Origin of the sequence: Desulfovulcanus ferrireducens (assembly GCF_018704065.1) — a bacterium.
GTDB classification, from domain to species: domain Bacteria; phylum Desulfobacterota; class Desulfovibrionia; order Desulfovibrionales; family Desulfonatronovibrionaceae; genus Desulfovulcanus; species Desulfovulcanus ferrireducens.
In genome coordinates, this window is sequence record NZ_JAGUQP010000005.1 from 64,416 (window position 1) to 84,605 (window position 20,190).

The window sequence follows — 20,190 nt, forward strand, 5'->3', positions numbered from 1 at the left end:
AGAGTGAAACCTGGGATGATTGAGAATTCAGGCTTAGCTGAGCTAAAGAAAAGAATTTTTTTTACGTTTCTTTTATTAGCAGTATACAGAATAGGTATACACATACCGGTTCCAGGAATTGATGGTAATGCCTTAGCTGATTTTTTTGCAAGTACTCAGAATACATTATTAGGTTTATTTGATATGTTTTCCGGTGGAGGGTTGAGTAAACTCTCCATTTTTGCTCTTGGTATAATGCCATATATTTCCGCGTCTATTATTTTGCAGTTATTAACAGTAGTAAGCCCAGAACTTTCAAGACTAAGCAAAGAAGAAGGTGCAGCAGGCAGAAAGAAGATAACTCAATATACTAGATATCTAACAGTATTAATTACTGTAATACAAGGTCTCGGTATAGCAATTGGCCTTGAAAATATGAGTAGTCCATCTGGTGCTCCTATTGTGTATACTGCAGGATGGTCATTTAGACTTATCACTATTTTAACACTTACTGCTGGAACAATTTTTATAATGTGGCTCGGAGAGCAGATTACTGAATTTGGGCTTGGTAATGGTATTTCACTTATCATATTTGCAGGTATTGTAGCAAGATTTCCTTCAGCAGTCGTAAATACATTTCGTTTAATGTCTGCTGGAGAAGTTACTTTATTTGTATTACTTTTTTTGCTTTTAATCATGGCAGGCGTTCTTCTCGGTATCGTTTTTGTAGAACGTGCTCAACGGAGGATACCAATCCAATATGCTAAGAGAATGATGGGGCGCAAACTATATGGTGGACAAACTACGCATCTACCACTAAGAGTTAATACTGCTGGTGTTATTCCTCCTATTTTTGCTTCATCAATACTCATGTTTCCAGCAACAATTTCAAATTTTTCTCACATTGAATGGTTGAATAAAGTATCTAGTTTGTTTGCACCTGGCTCCGTGCTTTATAATATAGTTTTTGTAGCTCTTATAATATTCTTTTGTTACTTTTATACTGCAATCATTTTTGATCCCAAAGATATAGCTGATAATCTAAAAAAACAAGGTGGTTTTATACCAGGGATTAGACCTGGGATTAAGACCAAAGAATATATAGACAAAGTTCTTTCCAGGATCACATTTTGGGGTGCAATATATATATCTGTAGTTTGTGTCCTTCCTATGATTCTGATAAAACAATTTAATGTCCCTTTTTATTATGGTGGTACAGCACTTCTTATTGTGGTTGGTGTAGCGATGGACACTATGTCTCAGTTTCAGTCCCATCTTATATCTAGTCAATATGAAGGTTTGATGTCAAAAGCCAAAGTAAAAGGAAGGCGTTAATTTTTGAGAAAGTTTAGAGGTATCTTTTTAAAAAATGATTATGAAATTGGCCTCCTAAGGGAGGCCAATCGTATTGTAGCCCAAATTTTACTAGAACTTGGGGAACGCATTAAGCCTGGTATAAAAACAATTTTTCTTGAAAGGTTAGCCATAGAACTTTGCCAAAAATTTGATGTAAAGCCAGCTTTTAAGGGATATCACGGATATCCATATGCATTATGTTGCTCTGTTAATGAGCAAATCGTACATAGCTTCCCTTCCGAGCGAATATTAACTGAAGGAGATATTGTCAGTATTGACATGGGAGTTATTTATAAAGGCTTCTATGGTGACTCAGCTCGAACTTACCCTGTAGGAACGATAACTCCCGAAGCTTCAAGATTAATAGAGGTTACAGAGGAATCACTTTATAAAGGAATAGCAGAAGCAGTTGTTGGGAATGATTTAAACGACATTTCAAGAGCCATACAGACTCATGTAGAAGATAATGGATACTTTGTTATTAAAAGGTTTGTAGGTCATGGAATAGGAACAAAACTTCATGAGAAGCCAGAGGTTCCAAATTTTGTACCGAAAACTGCCCAGAGGTTACCATTGAAAAAAGGCATGGTTTTGGCTATAGAACCAATGGTTGCCGTGGGTACAGATCAGGTTGAAATTTTAGCCGATAAATGGACAGCGGTAACAAAAGACAGAAGCCTGTCGGCTCATTTTGAGCATACTATAGCAATAACAAAACAAGGACCTTTAATTTTAAGTAAACCATAATTTTGGGGGTAATATGAAAGTAAGACCATCTGTAAAAAAAATCTGCCCCAAGTGTAAGATTATACGAAGGAAGGGCATTCTCAGAGTTATTTGCGAAAATCCAAGACATAAACAAAGACAAGGTTAGATTTAGGGGGAAAAAAACGTGGCCAGAATAGCAGGGGTTGAATTGCCAAAAAATAAGAGATTAGACATTGCCTTAACCTATATTTATGGCATTGGACAATCTACAGCTCTCAAAATTTTAGATGCAACCGGTATAGATTGGACAAAAAAAACTGATGATTTAACACCTGATGATGTTAATCGTATCAGGAACGAGATTGAAAACAACTACAAGGTTGAAGGTGATTTGCGACGAGAAGTAGCTGCAAACATTAAAAGGCTAATGGATATTGGTTGTTATAGAGGACTAAGACATAGAAGGGGTTTGCCTGTAAGAGGACAAAGAACTCATACAAATGCACGGACTAGAAAAGGTCCAAGAAGGTCCATTATTAAAAAGAAAAAATAAATAGTTTTGGAGAAATGTGATGGCTAAACCAAAGAAAAGCGGAAAGAAAAAAGAGAAAAAAAATATCCCAAATGGCATAGTCCATATTAATGCTACCTTTAATAATACTATAGTAACCTTTACAGATATGAACGGTAATGTTGTAAGTTGGGCTAGTGCAGGGATGGCTGGATTTAAGGGATCAAGAAAGAGTACTCCCTTTGCCGCTCAAAAAGCTGCTGAGACTGCAGCAAGAATGGCCCAAGAAAATGGCATGCGTACAGTGGGAATTTTAGTCAAAGGACCAGGTTCAGGACGAGAATCTGCCATGAGGGCTATTAACGCCGCTGGTTTTAAGGTCACCTTTATCCGTGATGTTACCCCGATACCACATAATGGATGTCGTCCACCAAAAAGGCGAAGAGTGTAAAGGAGGATAAAAATTGGCTAGATATACTGAAGCAAAATGTAGATTATGCAAAAGAGAAGGTACTAAATTATTTTTAAAGGGTGACCGCTGCTATACCGACAAGTGTGCATATGAAAGAAGGGCTTATCCTCCCGGGATGCATGGTAGGATTCGCAAAAAGCCTAGTGATTATGCTATCCAGTTACGCGAAAAGCAAAAAGTAAGAAGAATGTATGGTTTATTAGAAGGCCAGTTTAGAAAATACTTTAAAATTGCTGATTCAAAGAAAGGTGTAACAGGAGCTAATCTCCTTATTCTTCTGGAAAGACGATTAGATAATGTTATATATCGGATGGGATTTGCAAACTCCCGAAATCAAGCCAGGCAACTAGTACGACATGGTCACTTTATTTTAAATGGTCGGCGTGTAAATATCCCATCAATTCTTGTTCGTGAAGGTGATGTAATTGAAGTACGTGAAAAAAGTAAAAAAATTCCAGTAATACAGGAAGCTCAAGAAGTAATTGCCAGAAGAGGTCTTCCAGGATGGATTGAGGTTGATGAGAAGGCTTTCAAGGGAACTATTAAGTCCCTGCCGACTAGAGAAGACATTACCTTTCCAATTAATGAGCAACTAATTGTTGAGTTATACTCCAAGTAAGTAGGTGAAATGATGATTATTCAAAGCAGTGACAAGCTCATTAATACAAGAAATTGGTCTGAACTTGTAAAGCCAGATCAGCTTGTCCGCGATGCAAAGTCAAATGACTCTTATGGTAAGTTTATATGTGAACCTCTTGAAAGAGGTTTTGGTACAACTATAGGCAATGCTTTGCGTCGTGTACTACTTTCATCCTTGCAGGGAGCTGCTATTGTAGCCATAAAAATTCAAGGCATTCAACACGAGTTTACAACAATACCTGGAGTAATTGAAGATGTTACTGATATCGTGCTTAATTTAAAACAAGTACGATTTGCCATGACAACTGATGAGCCACAAAAGTTGCGGTTGATAGCTAATGAAAAAGGCGAAGTTAAGGCTTCTGCGATACAAGAAAATCAAAATGTAAAAGTATTAAATCCTGATCTACACATAGCTACTTTGACAGATGATATTGATTTTGTAATTGATATGGAAGTTAGAATGGGTAAAGGTTATGTTCCAGCTGAAATGCATGAAGGTTTGGATGATCAGATTGGTGTAATCCCAATGGATGCTACTTTTTCACCCATTAAAAAGGTAGCTTATAGCATAGAGCAGGCTCGTGTCGGCCAGATGACCAACTATGACAAGCTGATTCTGGAGATTTGGACAGATGGTTCCGTGATACCAGAGGATGCACTTGCTTACAGTGCTAAAATCTTAAAAGATCAATTATCAGTTTTTATCAATTTTGATGAGTCTGTGACAGATGTTCATACTTCAACCTCTAAACAAGATGAAGAATTGAATCCGAATCTTTTTAAGACAATTGATGACTTAGAGCTTCCTATGCGGGCAAGCAATTGTCTGAAAGGAGCAGGAATCAACTTGGTTGGAGAATTAGTCCAAAAAACAGAATCAGAGTTACTCAAGATGAAAAATTTTGGTCGGAAGTCTCTTGATGATATCTGGCGAGTATTAAATAGTTTAGGCTTGGAATTTGGTATGAAGCTAGAAAATTTTGAAGAAAAATATCAAGAATGGAAAAAGAGGAAGGAAGAAGATGAGGCATAGAAAATCAGGCAGAAAATTGAACCGTACATGGGAGCATAGAAAGGCCATGCTTCGTAATATGGCAAGGTCTTTGATTACTCATGAAAGGATTAAAACAACGGTTCCCAAAGCCAAAGAACTTAGCAAACTTGCAGATCGCTTGGTTACTTTGGCTTTAAGAGGTGATTTGCATGCCAGACGTCAAGCGTATAAAATTTTAGAAAATCACCAACTTGTTAAAAAGCTCTTTGATGAGATTGGTCCACGATTTCAAGAAGTTAAAGGTGGTTTCACCAGAGTAGTAAAATTTGCTCAACCTAGAATAGGGGATGCAGCTCCTATGGCCGTCATTGAGTTTAGCCGGACTGTTGAAACAGTAACTGAAGAGAAGTCTTCAGAAGAAAATAATGCATCGGAAAAGATTGAAGAAAATGTATAATTAGAGAGAGGCCTACAGGCCTCTCTTTTTTTGTTCTGTACTATAGATATAGCTTATTCCAAAGATTAGCAAATGTAATACGCCTCTCTTCAAACATAATCTTTATAATTTAATTTATCTCTTAGGGAATTAGTGACTATGGATTTTAGAAGACTTAAGGCTTTTTGCAAAGTTTTCGAACACCAGAGTTTTTCTCGTGCTGGTCATGATTTATATTTGTCTCAGCCAACGATAAGCGCGCATATCGCTGCTTTAGAAACCGAATTAGGGGTGAATCTATTTGATCGTACTGCGCGTAGTGTTATCCCTACTGCTGCGGCACAACTTTTATATTCTAGAGCCCAGGAGATTTTTCAGCTATTGGCCAGGACCAAACAGGAAATCAATGAACTGAAAGACAATGTCGCGGGAGAAATAATTGTGGGCGGAAGCACTATTCCGGCAAATTACTTGTGGCCAAAAATTTTAGCCAACTTCCTGGAAAAATTTCCACGTGTTTGTGTTGATCTCCGTGTTGAAGATTCTAATAATGTATGTTCGATGGTTTTGAATGGCAAATTGGATTTCGGTGTTGTTGGTGGTATTTATGAACATCATGATCTTGAACATGAGTTATTGATGAAGGATCATCTGATTTTTGTTGCCCCAATAGCAATGAAAAGTAAACTTCCCCCCAGGATAGTACCTGATAGTTTAAAAGACATCCCGTGGATTATGCGCGAAAAAGGTTCCGGTACCAGGCAGGCCATGGAAAAAGCATTAACTAAATCTAATATAGATATTAGAGACTTAAATATCGTAGCCATGGTTCAGAGTACCGAGGCCCTAATTCGTTGTTTACTTGCAGGGATTGGGATTGGTGTAACGTCCAAGCTGGCTGTTCAGGAATATATCCAAAGCCAGAAAATGTTTGAGGTCAATGTTGAGGGTATAAACTTGGAAAGAAATTTTTACATTATCAACCACAAGAGGCGCAGCTTGTTTCCAGCGGCTTTAAAACTGATTAACTATACCAAAAAGCATGCTAAAGAACTTATCTTTGCTTAAGTCTAGTAAGGAAGGCAAATCATGAGTAAAAAGATTCCATTAGTACAGACAGTCAAGGCTGCGGGTTGAGCTGCCAAAATCCCTCCAGGGGACCTGGAGGAAATATTGCAAGAGTTGAATTTAGACCAGCACCATCCACGTCTTATTCTTGGGCCGGAAGATTGTGAAGACGCATCCATTATAAGTTTTCCCGAAAAAAAGGCTCTAATTCAGACTGTGGATTTTTTTACACCAATAGTCAATGATCCCTATAAATTTGGCGAAATTGCAGCGGCCAATGCTTTGTCTGATGTATATGCCATGGGTGGAAGCCCTTTGGCGGCCATGAATATCGTCCTTTTTCCCGTAAAAAAAATGGACAAACAAATATTAGCAAAAATATTGCAAGGTGGCTTAAACAAAATTAAGGAAGCCGGGGCGATCATGGCTGGAGGACATAGTGTTGAAGATGATGAGATCAAATATGGCCTGGCTGTATCCGGAGTCGTTGATCCAGACAGATTTGCAACCAACAAAGGTTTAACCATTGGAGACCAGCTTATTTTGACAAAACCCTTGGGGACTGGTGTCCTGGCTACGGCGCTTAAGGCCGAGTTTGGAGATATAAAGAAAATAGAAAATGATTTATATACTTGGGCCGCCCGTTTGAATAAGTTTGCTGGTCAAGCCATAGAAAAGTTCCGGATTAAAGGAGCTACCGACATAACTGGTTTTGGACTGGGCGGACATGTTCTTGAGATGGCCAGGGCCTCCAAAGTGGTGGTGGAAATTTATTCTTCAAAAGTGCCTGTTTTAGATTCAGCCAAAGAATTGGCTGCAGTGGGCATGATCCCTGCCGGAAGTTATGCCAATAAACATTTTTGTGACTGCTCGGTGAGTATTGAAGACGGAGTTGAACCACTGCTTATTGATCTTATTTTTGATGCCCAAACTTCAGGAGGACTTGTTCTGGCTGTCGCCAAGGAAAAGGTTGATGAAGTTAGTGAGTTTTTAATGGCTAAAGGTGATTTGGCTGAGCACATTGGACAGGTGGTTGCAAGTGATGCTCAGGGTGGCTTAATTTTGAGACCGTAATTCGCTATTTATGGTTCAATATGATTAACTTAAGTGGGGATAGTCCTTCCCTGACCTCAACTTCCAGACCCTGTTTTTTCTAAGCCCCATTTTATGGCGGATAATTGTTCCCTCCCCGCTCTATGTAAGAAGCAATTAAGCAGTTTTAAGCTAGTGGCAGTATGCCGTGAGTTGTCATACATTTGAACTTGTAGTTTCGAGTTGCTGGTGTGAGAAAAATTAGTATTTATTTGGAATCTTCTCTGGAAACACAAGAGCTTCACTTTGATTCCAGAAAAACTTACGCTCAGAACCTGTTTACTTATGGTCTGATTAGAGAACGTCCTTTATGTTCCGGTTTAGGTCTTTGTGGTCAATGTAAAATTAAGTTCGTATCAAACTCCCCAAAGCCAAAGCCTAAAGATTTGCAGATTCTTTCTCCTCGGGAGCTTGAACTGGGGTATCGACTGGCTTGTATTCATTTCCCTGAGTCTAATCAAAAAATAGAAATCCCTTCAACAAAAGGTTACTTTAATTTTTCAAAAAAAAGTCAAAGTCCTGCCGTATGTCTAGGCATTGATCTTGGCACAACAACTATTAAGTGGGCCCTTATTCATGCAGATAAGGAGGTGAGTAAAGGGCAGTGCCTGAATCCCCAAATGGGAGCAGGTGCAGAAGTTGTGTCCAGGCTTGCCTTTGCCCTGGAAAGTGAGAAGAACAGGCAATTGTTAACAACTCTGGTACAGGCCAAGGTAGGCCAAATAGTGAGCAAGGCCGGAGAAAATAAGTGTCCCCTTGTTCTGGCGGGAAATCCGGCCATGATTTACTTGTTTCTTGGACTTGAGGTGCGGGAACTAAGTTTTGCCCCGTTTAATCTTAATTATTGGGGAGGATGTGAAGAGTTGCTAAATCCAGATATTCCCAAGCTCTATATCCCGCCTCTTCTGGGAGCATTCGTGGGCGCAGATATTAGCGCTGGACTTACTTACATTGAGTTTGAACGTGATGAGGATGGTTATCCTTATCTTTTTTGTGATCTTGGCACTAACGGGGAAATGGTTTTGGTCAAAGATAGCCGAACTTTTTTGTGTACTAGTGTAGCCATGGGGCCGGCCTTGGAGGGAGTAGGGCTTAGATTTGGCAGTGTATTTGGAGATAACGATGTCTGTAGCCGTTTTTTTCTTACACCTTCCGGGCTTAGCGGCTGGCCGCAAAAAGATTTTCGTATTTCGGGCAGTGGCTATTTGTCTTTGATAGGTATTCTACTTCAGCTTGGCATACTGGATAGAAATGGTCATTTTCAGGAAGGCCGCCATCCTTTGGCCCGTAAAGTTCAGGCGAGGCTACAGGAAAATAGATTATATTTAACTGAAGAAGTTTATTTAAGTGCGCACGATATTGAAGAAATATTAAAGGTGAAGGCTGCTTTTAACCTGGCTATTAATTACTTGCTTGAAAAGGCCGGGTTAACATTTAGAGATATAAGAAGAATTTTTATTGCCGGAGCATTTGGCCAACATGTGCAGGGAGGTTCACTTGAGGAACTAGGTTTTTTACCACAGGGAATGGAGGCCAAAACCAGCTTTGTGGGCAATACTGCCCTGAAAGGGAGTGTATTACTTTGCCAGGATGAAAGGGCCAGAAATTGGGTGGAAGGGCTTAAAGATAAGGTGCGATATATTAATTTGGCTCACGGAGATTATCTGGCTGAGAATTTTGCCAAGCATATGCGGTTTTCTTTTGTTGATGAAGACAGGAGGATTGGTTAATGTCCTCCCCCTCTGGCTAGGGGAGAATATTTAGTCCCTTGTTTTGAGTTTTGTACAGGACTGGTAATCTCATCCAAGAGATATTTACCCTGTGGAATCCCGCAGAAACGGGTTGCCTTTGGTAGCATTACACTGGGCAGGGAGGCATGGAAAAGAAATTTGCTCCCTGTTGTCACATACGACAAGGCTCTACTTTAGGAGAAAATATTCATGAAGACAGCAATATTTGGTTTTGCCGGCAGTGGAAAAACAGATTTGTTCATGGCTCTGGCTGGGCCGGAAATTGGTATGAATAACAGGGCCATGGTCAAGGTTCCTGAACCGCGGCTTGAGCCTCTGGCCAGGCTTTTTAACCCTCAGAAGGTAACCCAGACTGAAATTGAATATCTGGACATTCCCGGCGGGGGAGGAAAAGGTCAGGGTCTGGGAGCCAGGGTGCTAAATGAAATCAGGCCTTATGATTGTTTACTGGCAGTCCTGGATGGATTTAGTGGGGTAAATGACCCCAGTGAGCAGTGGCAGGCCATTGAGATGGATTTGATCATTTCTGACCTGGCTGTGGTGGAAAAGAAGCTGGAGCGGATCGCCATGGACAAAAAGAAGGCCAAGCATCTGGTTGACCCCAAAGAAGAAGAACTGCTTGTTAAGGTACGGGAGTTGCTGGAGTCTGAACAGCCTGTGCGCAAGGAACCTTCACTGGCACAGGCTCATGAACTGAGAGGATTTTGTTTTTTGTCTGCTAAGCCAATACTTTATGCCTGGAATGTGAGTGAAGACAACATCGGGCAGGTCAAGTTCCCTGAAGAAGAGACCGGTCAGGTGCATCTGACTGTATCGGCAAAGCTGGAGCGGGAGATGAGAGAACTTACCGATCCGGAAGAACTTCAGATGTTTATGGATGATCTAGGTATTAAGGAGTCAGCCCTGGATAGGGTTATTTCCAAGACCTATCATTTATTGGGGCTTATTACGTTTTTAACCGCTGGCGAAAAAGAAGTTCGGGCCTGGCCGTTAAAAAAAGGTGCTACCGCACCAGAGGCCGCCGGGGTAATTCATTCAGACCTTCAAAAGGGATTTATCCGTGCTGAAGTGCTCTCCTGGGACGATTTTCTAACATACCAGGATTTCAAAAAGGCCAAAGAACAGGGAGCACTTCGTCTGGAAGGAAAAGACTATATAGTACAGGACGGAGATATTATTACTTTTAGGTTTAATGTTTAGCTGTGACCACAATTTAAAACTCTTTTCCTTCAGCAATTTGACAACACTGAGTAAATCTTTTCTGGCATTTGGTAATTTAATTAAGCACCCATTTTACAACGACTGTTTGAATAGAATGGCCATTGATTTTTTAAAAGCTTAATTTCAGAACCTGACCATAATATTGGCTAAAAATGAGTGCTGGATAGTCTGTGACCAAACCTTGATCAAACTCAAAGGCCATCATAATTTTTTTCGATCCCGATTTCTTTCAAGCTGGTGCAAATGCCTGGACCCATCTATAGTTTGCTTGCGGGCAGAGCATAATGGGGCATTTAGAATGTGAGAGAATATTTTATTTATTGCCGATAGTTATGGCAAATAGTCTCAGATATTTAGGTTTGTCACCCCGATGCTCTGCTTATCCACAAGCTTCGCCAAGATGGTTTACCCAGCCCTTTACAATGCTTTCAAGAAACCAGGATTTTCAATTTGGTGGGCAAAATTGGGTTTGGCCACAGACTTTGGAGTTTAGAATTTTGAAATTAGGATTTCGGACTTATAAAAGATGCTGGACAATATTACAGTAGTTTTATGTAGGACAAAGTATTCAGAAAACATAGGGTCTGTGGCCAGAGCCTGTGTGAATATGGGCTGTCCCAATCTTATCCTGGTCAACCCTAAAGAGTTTGATATGGACAGGGCCCTACCCTTGGCTACTGTCAAGGGGAAGAAGGTTTTGGAAAGGGCAGAGGTTGTTTCCAATCTGCCTACGGCCCTTGCTTCTTTTCATAAAGTCTATGCCACTACAGCCAGAATGGGCGGTTGGCGCAAAGGCATACTCATGGCGGAAGAAGCTGCCAAGCGCATGACCGCCGAGATTGAATCTGGTGCAGAGATTGCTATTGTCTTCGGTCCTGAAGATACTGGTCTGACCAATGAGGAAATTGAGATCTGCGGCTCCCTTATCTCTATCCCGACCATGCCCGACGCCTGGTCACTTAATCTGGCCCAGGCAGTACTTATCATTCTTTATGAGTGTTTTAAATTAAAGCCGACAAGGAAATTAAGACCTATTATTACTGAAAATTCACGTTTGGCTACTCACGAAGAGCTTTTGACTTTGTATACCCATATGCAGCAGGCTTTGCTGGACATTGATTTCCTACGCAAAGACAACCCTGATTATTTTATGATGCCCCTGAAAAGGTTCATGAACAGGCTTGCGCTTCGGCGAAATGAATTCAATTTACTCATGGGGGTGTGTCGGCAAATCAGGTGGCTGAAATCACAGGTAGATAAATCAAAAAGTGATTGATTCCACAAAAAAAGGCAAGCATGATGCTTGCCTTTTTTTGTGGGGTAGTTTGGTAAATTGGTGCCTAAAATTTATACCCGATGCTCAAGCCAATGAGATGGCTGTGCCCATTTTTAAACTCACCTTCGAGGATATAGTCAGTAGTTCTAGCGTCGACATCCCTGTCCTCGATCAACAAATAGGTGTAAGATAGGTCAACCACCCACTTATCCCAATGAAAACCGGTTCCCAGTCCAAACAAGTGCCTGTTGTTTGCCGGGACCATGTAATCCACATGTTCATCCGGGATAGGGCTTTGATCATAGACATAGCTGGCACGCAAGTCCACTAACTCATTCAAGCTGTATTCCACGCCGAATTGAAGGCGCCATACATCGTGCCAGTCTTTTTTAGTAGTGGTGGAGGAAGTATCTCCTGACGGATGGCCTGGTGTTAACGGATCATCATATTCTATTGTTAATTCGTCATAGGTACTCCAGCGAGTATAGACAACATCTGCCTCTAAAGTTAGTCCTGACATGGGTTCAATCATAATACCCGCGGTAAAGGAATCAGGTAATGTAATATCACCCTTTGCTCCTGTATCTTTGAACCAGTCGGGATATAAAGCGACAAAGGCTGCAGGCCGATCAAAAGTTGCATCTCCTCTTACTGTTTGTTCCACCTGGCTTCTGTAAACAATGCCCATGGATAACCAGTTGGTTGGTTTATAATGGATGGCAGCGTTAAAGCCGTAGCCCACACTATCACCGACTAGCTTTGCCTGCATATCCTCACCAACTCCGAGGTCTTTCATTTTCTTCTGCGTAAACTCAAACCACATGGCCTCCAGGCCAAAGGCAAAAGAAAGGTCATCTGTCAGTTTGATAGCCAGATTGGGGTTTACAGATATAGACCTGATTCCGGCATAAGTTACATTATATCTTCCTGGCCAGTCATCAGGGTATTCACTCCCCAAACCGAATCGAGAAAAGATGCCGAGTCCTAACCAGTAGCGGTCATTCAGCTGGTAAGTCAGATAAGCGTGTGGAGGCAGCCAGATATTACTTTTAGCTTTAGTGGTTTCTGTGTCCGTGACTACCTCTACTTGCGGGGTAATGGCTGTGAATCCGGCCATAGCCCTGCCGCCTTCAAGCTGGGTGGTACCAGCAGGGTTAAAGGCCACAGCAGAAGGGTCATCTGCCCGGCCAACAAGTGTTCCCCCCAGTGCGTTTCCACGCGCGCTCCATTCGTAAATGCCAAATCCTGCACTTTGTACAGGAGATGCCTGAAGCAACCATAAAGCAAGCAGAAATAAAAAAATTTTTTTGGAACCCATCTCTCCTCCTAAAAAAAATTGTGGATTAACAATCAACAAATCTACTTTTCAGAACAAGAGAACGGGCTCATTATCTTAATTGGAAAAATGAGGCAAATAAAAAACTAGGAAAAAAGTTGGGCTTTTAGCTTGTAAATCAACATTTTAACGTGGATGATACAATAATTGGACAAAGTATTTTGCCTGTCTCTCGTCCCTCCTTTTTTCTTCAATCATAACTTCTTTAAAAAATTTGACTTAAGTCAAGGAAGGTTCTCTGAAAGGTATTGTATCAACTAACGCAACGAAACGGCATTATCCGTCTCTAGAGAAGCTTTCAGGGCTGAGAACGTTTTGGGCTATATATGGCCTAAAGAAGCACTGGGACAGTTAATCGGACTGTGATTATGCCTAAAACTTTTAAATGGTAGGAGATGTAGGCACAGAGGTATGGGGATTAACCAACAAACACAAAAAAGGAGGTTGGGGAACATGAAGGGAAAAAATTTTGTCGCAATGGTAGCAGCGGTTGTCTTTGCCTTCGGTGTGGTGTTGTTTAGGCCGGATTTTGCCGCGGCCCACTGCGACACCCTGGACGGGCCGGTAGTGACGGCTGCAAAAATTGCCCTGAAAAAGGGTGACGTAACCCCTGTGCTGAAATGGGTGAAAAAGGAGTATGAGGCGGAAATTCGCGATGCATTCAAAAAGACAATGGCTGTCAGGGGGAAAGGTAAAGATGCAAAGGAATTGGCTGATCGCTACTTCTTTGAAACTCTGGTCAGGATACACCGCGCGGGCGAAGGGGCTCCTTACACTGGGCTGAAACCTGCCGGAGCAGTGGAACCTATCGTAGCAAAGGGCGACAAGGCCTTGGAAAGCGGTTCGGTTGATAACCTTGTAGAACTCGTGACCAATGCAGTGGCTAAGGGGATACGTGAACGTTTTACCCATGCCATCGAGACTAAAAAGCATGCTGAGGAAAGCGTAGAGCAAGGGCGTGAGTTTGTAAAGGCCTATGTGGAATTCCTTCATTACCTGGAACGGCTGCATATGGCCGTCAAGGGGCATGGAGCTCATTAAGAAATAGTCAGGGTAAGCTTTAATGCTGTATGTTGTAGGTGAACAGGGTCAACTGACTCCTGCATGACTTGAGTTGTTCCAGAGCGCAGCGGAGGGAGTTCCTTTGGCGCAAGCCCTGGTTGGGCCAGCGTCAAAGCCCTCCGTTGACTCTCTGGATTTTTTAGTGCTCAGCCCTTTGTTATACGAAATAGAACAACTGTCGGATACACCTTGCCAAATTTTACTAACTTTAATGTTTCAAATTCAGGGATTTTTTCCTTGATTTTCTCTACTTTTCCAGCCTTCACCTACTCAACTACTTAACCCAAGTGCAGCCATCGGATGCACTCACCTTCATCTTTCCGGAGATTTTCAATAACGTCCCAGATTTTGGTGAGGTCCAAACTAGTTTTGCGATATCTTATGTAAATTTTCTAAGACAAATCAGTTGTGTTTTTTGCCAACCACACTTTTCATAGAATTTTAGTGCTGGTACGTTGTTTTTATCAGCTAATAATTGAAGCCTGGTCATACCTTGGAGTTTTCCCCACTTTTCAATGGAAGCAAGTAAGGTTTTACCAATACCTCTACCTGAATACTTTTTCTTGATAACCATATCTTCGATTAACCCCACAATTCCACCTTCAGCTGTAGAAGTTAGGGTTTGGATAGAGCACATAGCAACCACTTCATTATTAATAGTGGCGACCATGACACGGCCTTTTTCACTACTAAGCAGTTTTACCAGTCCTTTGCGTTGCTTTGTTTCGTTGAAGACGAAGTCTTCTTCAATAGAAAATAGTTCTTTTAGAAGTGGTAAAAGAGAATCTATGTCATCTAAAGTAGCTGGTCTAATGGAAACTTCTTGATTGTTCATTGATTATCCCTTCTTCATTTCTAAATGAATATTGTTGGTGAGATTGTTGTATTGGGCCTAACATGTGGCGAGATGGGCCATTTCGTAGCCCACGTCTCAAGGTGCGAGGCGAATATCGTGGTTAATAAATTGGGCTGACAGTCCATTTACAACCGCAGGCTTCTGGTTAGTTATTATGTTAGTAAATATTACCTTCTATTTTTTGACAAGTTACAGTGCCTACAGGTTGAAGTCAATGAGAGTGCAAAATTGAGACTACGGTGTTAAGTTTTGTGGCAGTATGTTTATGGTCTTGCGGGATATATGAATGGGTGGCTGATAAAGAGCAGCATTAAACTTATGCTCAGTGGAGTTTTAAGGCTGATTGTAAAACACATTTTTACCCTGAAAACAGAATAGAATTGGGTTTGGGGGCTAGCTGAGGACAGGGGGTAAAGGTTTTTTCAATATATTTAATTATATTCTCTTTTGTTTGCACTTTCATAAATCCATTCAGTATGGAATTGCCAAAGACAAAATTAGCGCAAAAATAGAGGGCGAATTTTTTAAAGAGCTTAATGGCTCGTGTAGGCTCAAAATAGGTCCACAAAAGTTCAACCATTTTTAAGGCAACTTGCGGATAAAGCTCAGGGTAAGGTTCAAACCCTTCGGTCATCTCGGCAAAAATCCATGGTTTGGCTATAGCCATTCTGCCCAGGGCAATTCCGGCACAGTTTGTTGTGTCCAGCATCCGGGCACAGTCCTCAGGGCTAAACACGTTGCCATTACCAAAAACGGGGATGGAGACAGCCTTCTGCACTTTCTTTATGTACTCCCATTTGGGTGGACGTGAGCGGCGATCAGGGGCTACGCGGGGATGAAAAATTAAGGCATCCACCCCGGCCTGTTCAAACTCCTGGGCAAGCCTTATGGCTGGTTCCGGTTTATCTTCCCAACCTGTGCGATACTTAATGATTAAAGGACAGGATACCGCCTCTCTGATAGACCTGACAATGGACAGGGCAAGCCCGGGGTCTTTTAACAAAGCTGCCCCTGCATTTTTATGGCAAATGCCGGCCACAGAACAGCCCATATTCACATCTACCCCAAAAAGACCTTCACTTTCAATGCGCACGGCGGCTCTGGTCATCACTTCTGGCTCTGATCCATATATCTGACAGACGAGGTGTACTGCCTCTGAGTCACGCCAGGAAAACACAGGTGATTTATAGCGGTTCTCATGGGGCAGGGCCCTGGCATTGCACATTTCAGTATAGGTCAGGCCATAGCCGCCAAAATCATCCAGGATTTCTCTAAAGGCTATGTGCGTTAGACCGGCCATAGGTGCTAAAATGACTCTCTTAGCTATTTCCTTCCGGCCGATTTTTAAGGGAGTGTTTAGAAAAGATTTTAATGAGTTCATACTGAAGGCTAAAAGATTAAGAGGTGCAAAGCTAAACAGAAAAGCTACCTCTTAGCCTTTTTATCGTCAATGGTCATATGTTGCTAGAGCTTTGGGGCATAACTGGAAAAAATAACAAAATCAAGGAGATGACGAAGCGAGATGGGCTAAGTTTTAGCCACAAATCCCTTATTTTTGCTTTTTTACCAAGCAGATTATCAATTTTTTAGGCTTCTGGTTTAGTCACTTTTCTGTTGTATTACAGCAGAACCCCAACTGATGATTTTTTCTACTGATACTGATTGTTCGCAAGAGAATTGATCTAAATCTATCATCAAGTAAGGCTTGTTGTGCTTCTCAGCATATTCAAGGTCAGGGCTGTTCCTCCGGTAGGAGGGCTATCCCAAAACGTCAGATACACTGTAAGACTACACAGATGACATGGTGGGAATGAAGTTGTCGTGCTTAAGCCTGCCACCCTTAACAGTTACGGGCGAAGTATGACTCATAGTTAATCAATGCTTGAATCTTGATTTGATGTCCCACGGTTAACTTGGGGTCACCGTCGATATTGCACTTCTCGAAGGCTTTGCTGGCGTTGGCTGAGGGCTGTGCCAGAGGCAAGGAAAGTTAGACGGGGCTTGTGGCGTGATGAGTGAGTTCCCGCTATCAGTAATTACTTACAATAACTTCTTTTATTTTGCCTCGCCCATTACTCTTACAATTAACAGCCCTATTGGCATAAACAGTGTGAATATTATATTCCTTATACAAATTCAACACAAATTCAGTATATGAATTAGATAGCATCCATAAAACGCCTTTATCAGTTAACTTATCGCATACTTCTTTTAGTATAAATTGCATATCTACATCAAAACCGTTTTGTGTGTAGGCAGTAAAGTTTGACGTGGCATTAAGAGGGACATAAGGAGGATCAAAGTATACAAAATCTTTCGGATTGGCAAAATCAAGGACAATAGAAAAGTCAGCATTCACAATTTCAGTTTTTTGCAAAGCTTGGCTGCACGCTCTAAGATTTTCAGCATCACAAATTTTAGGATTTTTATATTTTCCAAAAGGGACGTTAAACTGACCCTTGCTATTTACCCGATAGAGCCCATTGTAACATGTCTTATTAAGATAAATGAACCTGGCCGCTTTTTGTAGTGCTGGCAATCTGTGGTAATCAGGTTTTCTGTCCATGTCTCTGGTTTGGTAATAACAAGTCTTTGTATTTTTATATTTGGAAAGCTCTTTAATAAGTTTCTCAACATAGTCCCTGACTATTTTATATACATTAATTAATTCTGAATTAAGGTCAGCAATAAAAGCTTTTTCTGGTTTTAAAGCAAAAAATAAGGCTCCCCCGCCAACAAAAGGTTCAAAATATCTGTTATAGGAGCTGGGCAAACGTTTTTGTAATTCGTCCGCAAGCTGTCTTTTTCCGCCTACCCATTTGATGAACGGTTTACACATTTTTTATATTCCTTTTACCTCAACTCCATTGCCCTGTTTCAGGGCAAAGAACTGGTAATTCCATGGGATAAGTCTCAGTTTCAGCTCAGACATTCGCAGGCACAGGAACTATACGCATTGCTTTTTTTGAAATTGTAGAATTTGCGACAGTATCTTTTCAACAGGTCTGCTGCAATCTCCTGCCATAACTGTACCTTCTCAAAACTCGTAAACTCCAACATGTGCTCAGGAATAAACAAGTCATACCAATCGTTTTGAGAAAGCAGCTCCCGAATTGAATCACGGCTGATTTCAAGATTGTACATGGCATTCTGTTTTTTGAAGTGAAGCAATTCCATGTAGAGCCGGTCGTAATCAAGAAACTTGAGATTTTCAGGCTTCAGGTAAGTGGGTTCAAGTGTATTACCCTCGTCCGAATGCAGAGCGTGCCGCTTCGTCTTGCTGTCCAGTCGGCCATACCAATCAGCCGATACTTTAGTCCGAATATTTTCACAGCGATGAAGGTTCGCTTTTACTTCCTTTTTGAAATCCGCCATATCTTTTTGAGGCAGGATAATTTTCTGCTCAGTCCGGGCCAGGTTTTTGATTGTTGGGAGAGAATTGGCTTCTATCTTCTTTTCAGATAGCATATCTTCTTCATCGATATATTCATTGAACGCTTGCATATAGTCGGCTCGTATCCCGAACACATTCAATGTCTCAAGTTCTTCGATAAACTCTGGATGTTCAACATCAGGTATATGCCTGCTTCGCTTCAGACAGAAGTTCAAACCTTTCAGACGTACCCCGCGACCGAAAAGCTGTATGATCTGGGAACCTTCTTTGCGGCCTACGTTAATCAAACCCATGCAGCTCACCCGCCAGCAGCTCCAACCTTCCGTAAATTTTTTTGCTCCAATCAGAAGCCGGATTTTACTGTTATGGGACTTGATATTGTCAAAGAGGGAAACAGAAAATTGCTGTTCAGAGCAGACAATAGTTTTCCCGTGCTGCTCCTGAAGCAAATTCCAGAGTTTTTTTGGCTCTCCCACATTGATGACCCCAAAATACTCGCCCCCTTCGCCCACGCGTAGCCCTATTTCATTGCCGCTGCCCTCGAGATAAACAGCATGTAAAAGGCCGCGTCCGGCTGTATTGAAAACAACACGAAGAATATCCCGGAAAAGACGCGTGGCCGAATCAGGTTCGGTAGGTGAAAACAGCTTTCGGACATAGTTAAACGCATTACGGAAAACCAGTCCTTCACTGTCGTACAATTCGTCCAGCTGGCGAAGCAGCAGAACAAGGTGGTGAATGCTGGTCTGCTCATCGGTCACGAAGTCCGCAAAGAAGCGAAGAGCAGTGACCACATCGGTGTCATGGGTTTGCCGGCGGTGTCCGGTTACAGAACCACCCACAAATACCATCAATGGGTCATCAACCAGATAGGAAACGTATTTGCGGTGGTTGTCCCGGTACAGACGGCATTGTTGGTAAAAACGAAGCAGGCAGGCTGTAAGATACAGCTTGTGAAGCTCATCCTGACTGGCGCTGCCATCCTGGCTAAAGTTCAGAATATGAAAATCCTTCCCATAACCATCACCGAAGAAGAACTTGTATGAGTAGTCAAAGAGGATGCTCTTGGCATAAAGCTGGCTCATCTCTTTTTGTTTCGCACCTGAAAGAGCGTTAACGGATTGGCCGAAAGTAGCGGAATATTCAAAAGAAAAGCCTTCGGCGCAGAGCTGCTGGCGTTTGTTGAACCATTCGTCTCCCCCAGAACCACGGTGACCTTCGTCAACCATGACTACATTATTCCGTGAGAATTGTTCTACGGCTACAGTACTAACGCCGGTTTTTTCTTTTAGTTTTGTAATTTCAATAATCTCAACAAGAAAAAGATTATGCCGGTTCTGGTCCGGCTTATAGCGCATAGCAGGGATGCCAGATAGACTGAACTCGTCAATGTGCTGATTGGTAAGTCCTTCATTAGGTGTGATGAGTAGATACTTGTTGAGGAAGCGAGTCAATTTGCGTTTTTCGAGGTAATGTTTCAATTGAAGAATATTACAGTGCATGATCAGAGTCTTACCGCCGCCGGTGGCAATCCAGAAGGCAAGTTTTGTTAAATCCTGTTCAGTGTATAGTTGAATCCGGTCTGACGCAGCCCCGCGTTCAGTGAAACGATGGTTGAAGGTTTTGCGGAACGTATTAAGTTCATCCAGGAGCGTTGTTGTCTGCTGTTGTTTGTCACGGGTCCAACGGTCCAGGTAGTATTCCGTGAAGAGTAGGGCCAGATACTGAAAGTAAAGCGGAAAAATATCGCGATGCTCTTTGAACCTTCGATTTTTTGTGATGGCTTGCCAATGTTCAAAAATGTTCCGGTCGTATTCCATCAGGAGGTCGTTGGTGAGCGCGCGTTTTTCAGGCAGGCACACCTCCAGCTGTCGGCGGAAGTAAAAGACATTCTGCTCGTCCCAGCCGTTTTTTTCATTCCGGAGAACCCGGCTGAGGTGCTTCATCCCATGTTTGGTGTCATTGTAGCCCAGTTGTCTGAAAAGCCATTCGTTCAGCACCAGGCGTTTATCGAGTTTCACAGCCATAGTGCTTTC

19 protein-coding genes are annotated in these 20,190 nt (G+C 41.9%); 14 read left to right on the forward strand and 5 right to left on the reverse strand.

The window, feature by feature from the left end; translation table 11 throughout:
• Positions 1-15 precede the first annotated feature (15 nt).
• From secY to KFV02_RS03105, 13 genes are all read left to right on the forward strand, one after another.
• Complete coding sequence (gene secY / locus KFV02_RS03045; protein WP_252380093.1) at positions 16-1,314, forward strand: preprotein translocase subunit SecY; 1,299 nt, start codon at positions 16-18, stop codon at positions 1,312-1,314.
• Positions 1,315-1,317: 3 nt separating this feature from the next.
• Positions 1,318-2,082: a type I methionyl aminopeptidase gene (gene map / locus KFV02_RS03050; protein ID WP_252380055.1), complete on the forward strand. Its 765-nt coding sequence runs from the start codon at positions 1,318-1,320 to the stop codon at positions 2,080-2,082.
• Between the two features lie 13 nt (positions 2,083-2,095).
• The gene (gene rpmJ, locus KFV02_RS03055) at positions 2,096-2,209 is read left to right on the forward strand and encodes a 50S ribosomal protein L36 (protein WP_252380056.1); all 114 of its coding nucleotides are present in this window, start codon (positions 2,096-2,098) and stop codon (positions 2,207-2,209) included.
• Between the two features lie 18 nt (positions 2,210-2,227).
• Positions 2,228-2,596: a 30S ribosomal protein S13 gene (gene rpsM, locus KFV02_RS03060; protein WP_252380057.1), complete on the forward strand. Its 369-nt coding sequence runs from the start codon at positions 2,228-2,230 to the stop codon at positions 2,594-2,596.
• Positions 2,597-2,615: 19 nt separating this feature from the next.
• On the forward strand, positions 2,616-3,005 hold the full coding sequence (rpsK, locus tag KFV02_RS03065) for a 30S ribosomal protein S11 (protein WP_252380058.1): 390 nt from the start codon (positions 2,616-2,618) through the stop codon (positions 3,003-3,005).
• A 13-nt stretch (positions 3,006-3,018) separates the two neighbouring features.
• Complete coding sequence (gene rpsD / locus KFV02_RS03070; protein WP_252380059.1) at positions 3,019-3,645, forward strand: 30S ribosomal protein S4; 627 nt, start codon at positions 3,019-3,021, stop codon at positions 3,643-3,645.
• Between the two features lie 12 nt (positions 3,646-3,657).
• Positions 3,658-4,701 (forward strand): DNA-directed RNA polymerase subunit alpha, encoded by a 1,044-nt coding sequence (locus KFV02_RS03075; RefSeq protein WP_252380094.1) that lies wholly within the window; start codon positions 3,658-3,660, stop codon positions 4,699-4,701.
• The gene (gene rplQ, locus KFV02_RS03080; protein WP_252380060.1) at positions 4,691-5,119 is read left to right on the forward strand and encodes a 50S ribosomal protein L17; all 429 of its coding nucleotides are present in this window, start codon (positions 4,691-4,693) and stop codon (positions 5,117-5,119) included. The genes KFV02_RS03075 and rplQ overlap by 11 nt, the downstream gene beginning before the upstream one ends.
• Before the next feature lie 138 nt (positions 5,120-5,257).
• Positions 5,258-6,166, forward strand: a complete 909-nt coding sequence (locus KFV02_RS03085) for a selenium metabolism-associated LysR family transcriptional regulator (RefSeq protein WP_252380061.1) — start codon at positions 5,258-5,260, stop codon at positions 6,164-6,166.
• 21 nt (positions 6,167-6,187) lie between these two features.
• Positions 6,188-7,240, forward strand: a complete 1,053-nt coding sequence (selD, locus tag KFV02_RS03090) for a selenide, water dikinase SelD (RefSeq protein ID WP_252380062.1) — start codon at positions 6,188-6,190, stop codon at positions 7,238-7,240.
• A gap of 209 nt (positions 7,241-7,449) precedes the next feature.
• Positions 7,450-8,988, forward strand: a complete 1,539-nt coding sequence (locus KFV02_RS03095) for an ASKHA domain-containing protein (RefSeq protein ID WP_252380063.1) — start codon at positions 7,450-7,452, stop codon at positions 8,986-8,988.
• Between the two features lie 210 nt (positions 8,989-9,198).
• A complete protein-coding gene (locus KFV02_RS03100) occupies positions 9,199-10,209 on the forward strand; it encodes a DUF933 domain-containing protein (protein WP_252380064.1) in 1,011 nt (336 codons plus the stop codon).
• A gap of 547 nt (positions 10,210-10,756) precedes the next feature.
• Entirely contained in the window at positions 10,757-11,506 is a 750-nt protein-coding gene (locus tag KFV02_RS03105) for an RNA methyltransferase (protein WP_252380065.1), read from the forward strand.
• Positions 11,507-11,570: 64 nt separating this feature from the next.
• Here KFV02_RS03105 and KFV02_RS03110 read toward each other — a convergent pair whose 3' ends face one another.
• Positions 11,571-12,824, reverse strand: a complete 1,254-nt coding sequence (locus KFV02_RS03110; RefSeq protein WP_252380066.1) for an OmpP1/FadL family transporter — start codon at positions 12,822-12,824, stop codon at positions 11,571-11,573.
• 471 nt (positions 12,825-13,295) lie between these two features.
• Between KFV02_RS03110 and KFV02_RS03115 the strand changes: the two genes are divergently transcribed.
• Positions 13,296-13,883: a DUF6448 family protein gene (locus tag KFV02_RS03115; protein WP_252380067.1), complete on the forward strand. Its 588-nt coding sequence runs from the start codon at positions 13,296-13,298 to the stop codon at positions 13,881-13,883.
• A gap of 400 nt (positions 13,884-14,283) precedes the next feature.
• Here KFV02_RS03115 and KFV02_RS03120 read toward each other — a convergent pair whose 3' ends face one another.
• The 4 genes from KFV02_RS03120 to KFV02_RS03135 form a co-directional block, all read right to left on the reverse strand.
• Positions 14,284-14,739 (reverse strand): GNAT family N-acetyltransferase, encoded by a 456-nt coding sequence (locus tag KFV02_RS03120; protein ID WP_252380068.1) that lies wholly within the window; start codon positions 14,737-14,739, stop codon positions 14,284-14,286.
• A 379-nt stretch (positions 14,740-15,118) separates the two neighbouring features.
• A complete protein-coding gene (locus KFV02_RS03125) occupies positions 15,119-16,141 on the reverse strand; it encodes a tRNA dihydrouridine synthase (RefSeq protein ID WP_252380069.1) in 1,023 nt (340 codons plus the stop codon).
• A 648-nt stretch (positions 16,142-16,789) separates the two neighbouring features.
• Complete coding sequence (locus tag KFV02_RS03130; RefSeq protein ID WP_252380070.1) at positions 16,790-17,599, reverse strand: DNA adenine methylase; 810 nt, start codon at positions 17,597-17,599, stop codon at positions 16,790-16,792.
• Positions 17,600-17,679: 80 nt separating this feature from the next.
• Positions 17,680-20,181, reverse strand: a complete 2,502-nt coding sequence (locus tag KFV02_RS03135) for a DEAD/DEAH box helicase family protein (protein ID WP_252380071.1) — start codon at positions 20,179-20,181, stop codon at positions 17,680-17,682.
• Positions 20,182-20,190: the final 9 nt, after the last annotated feature.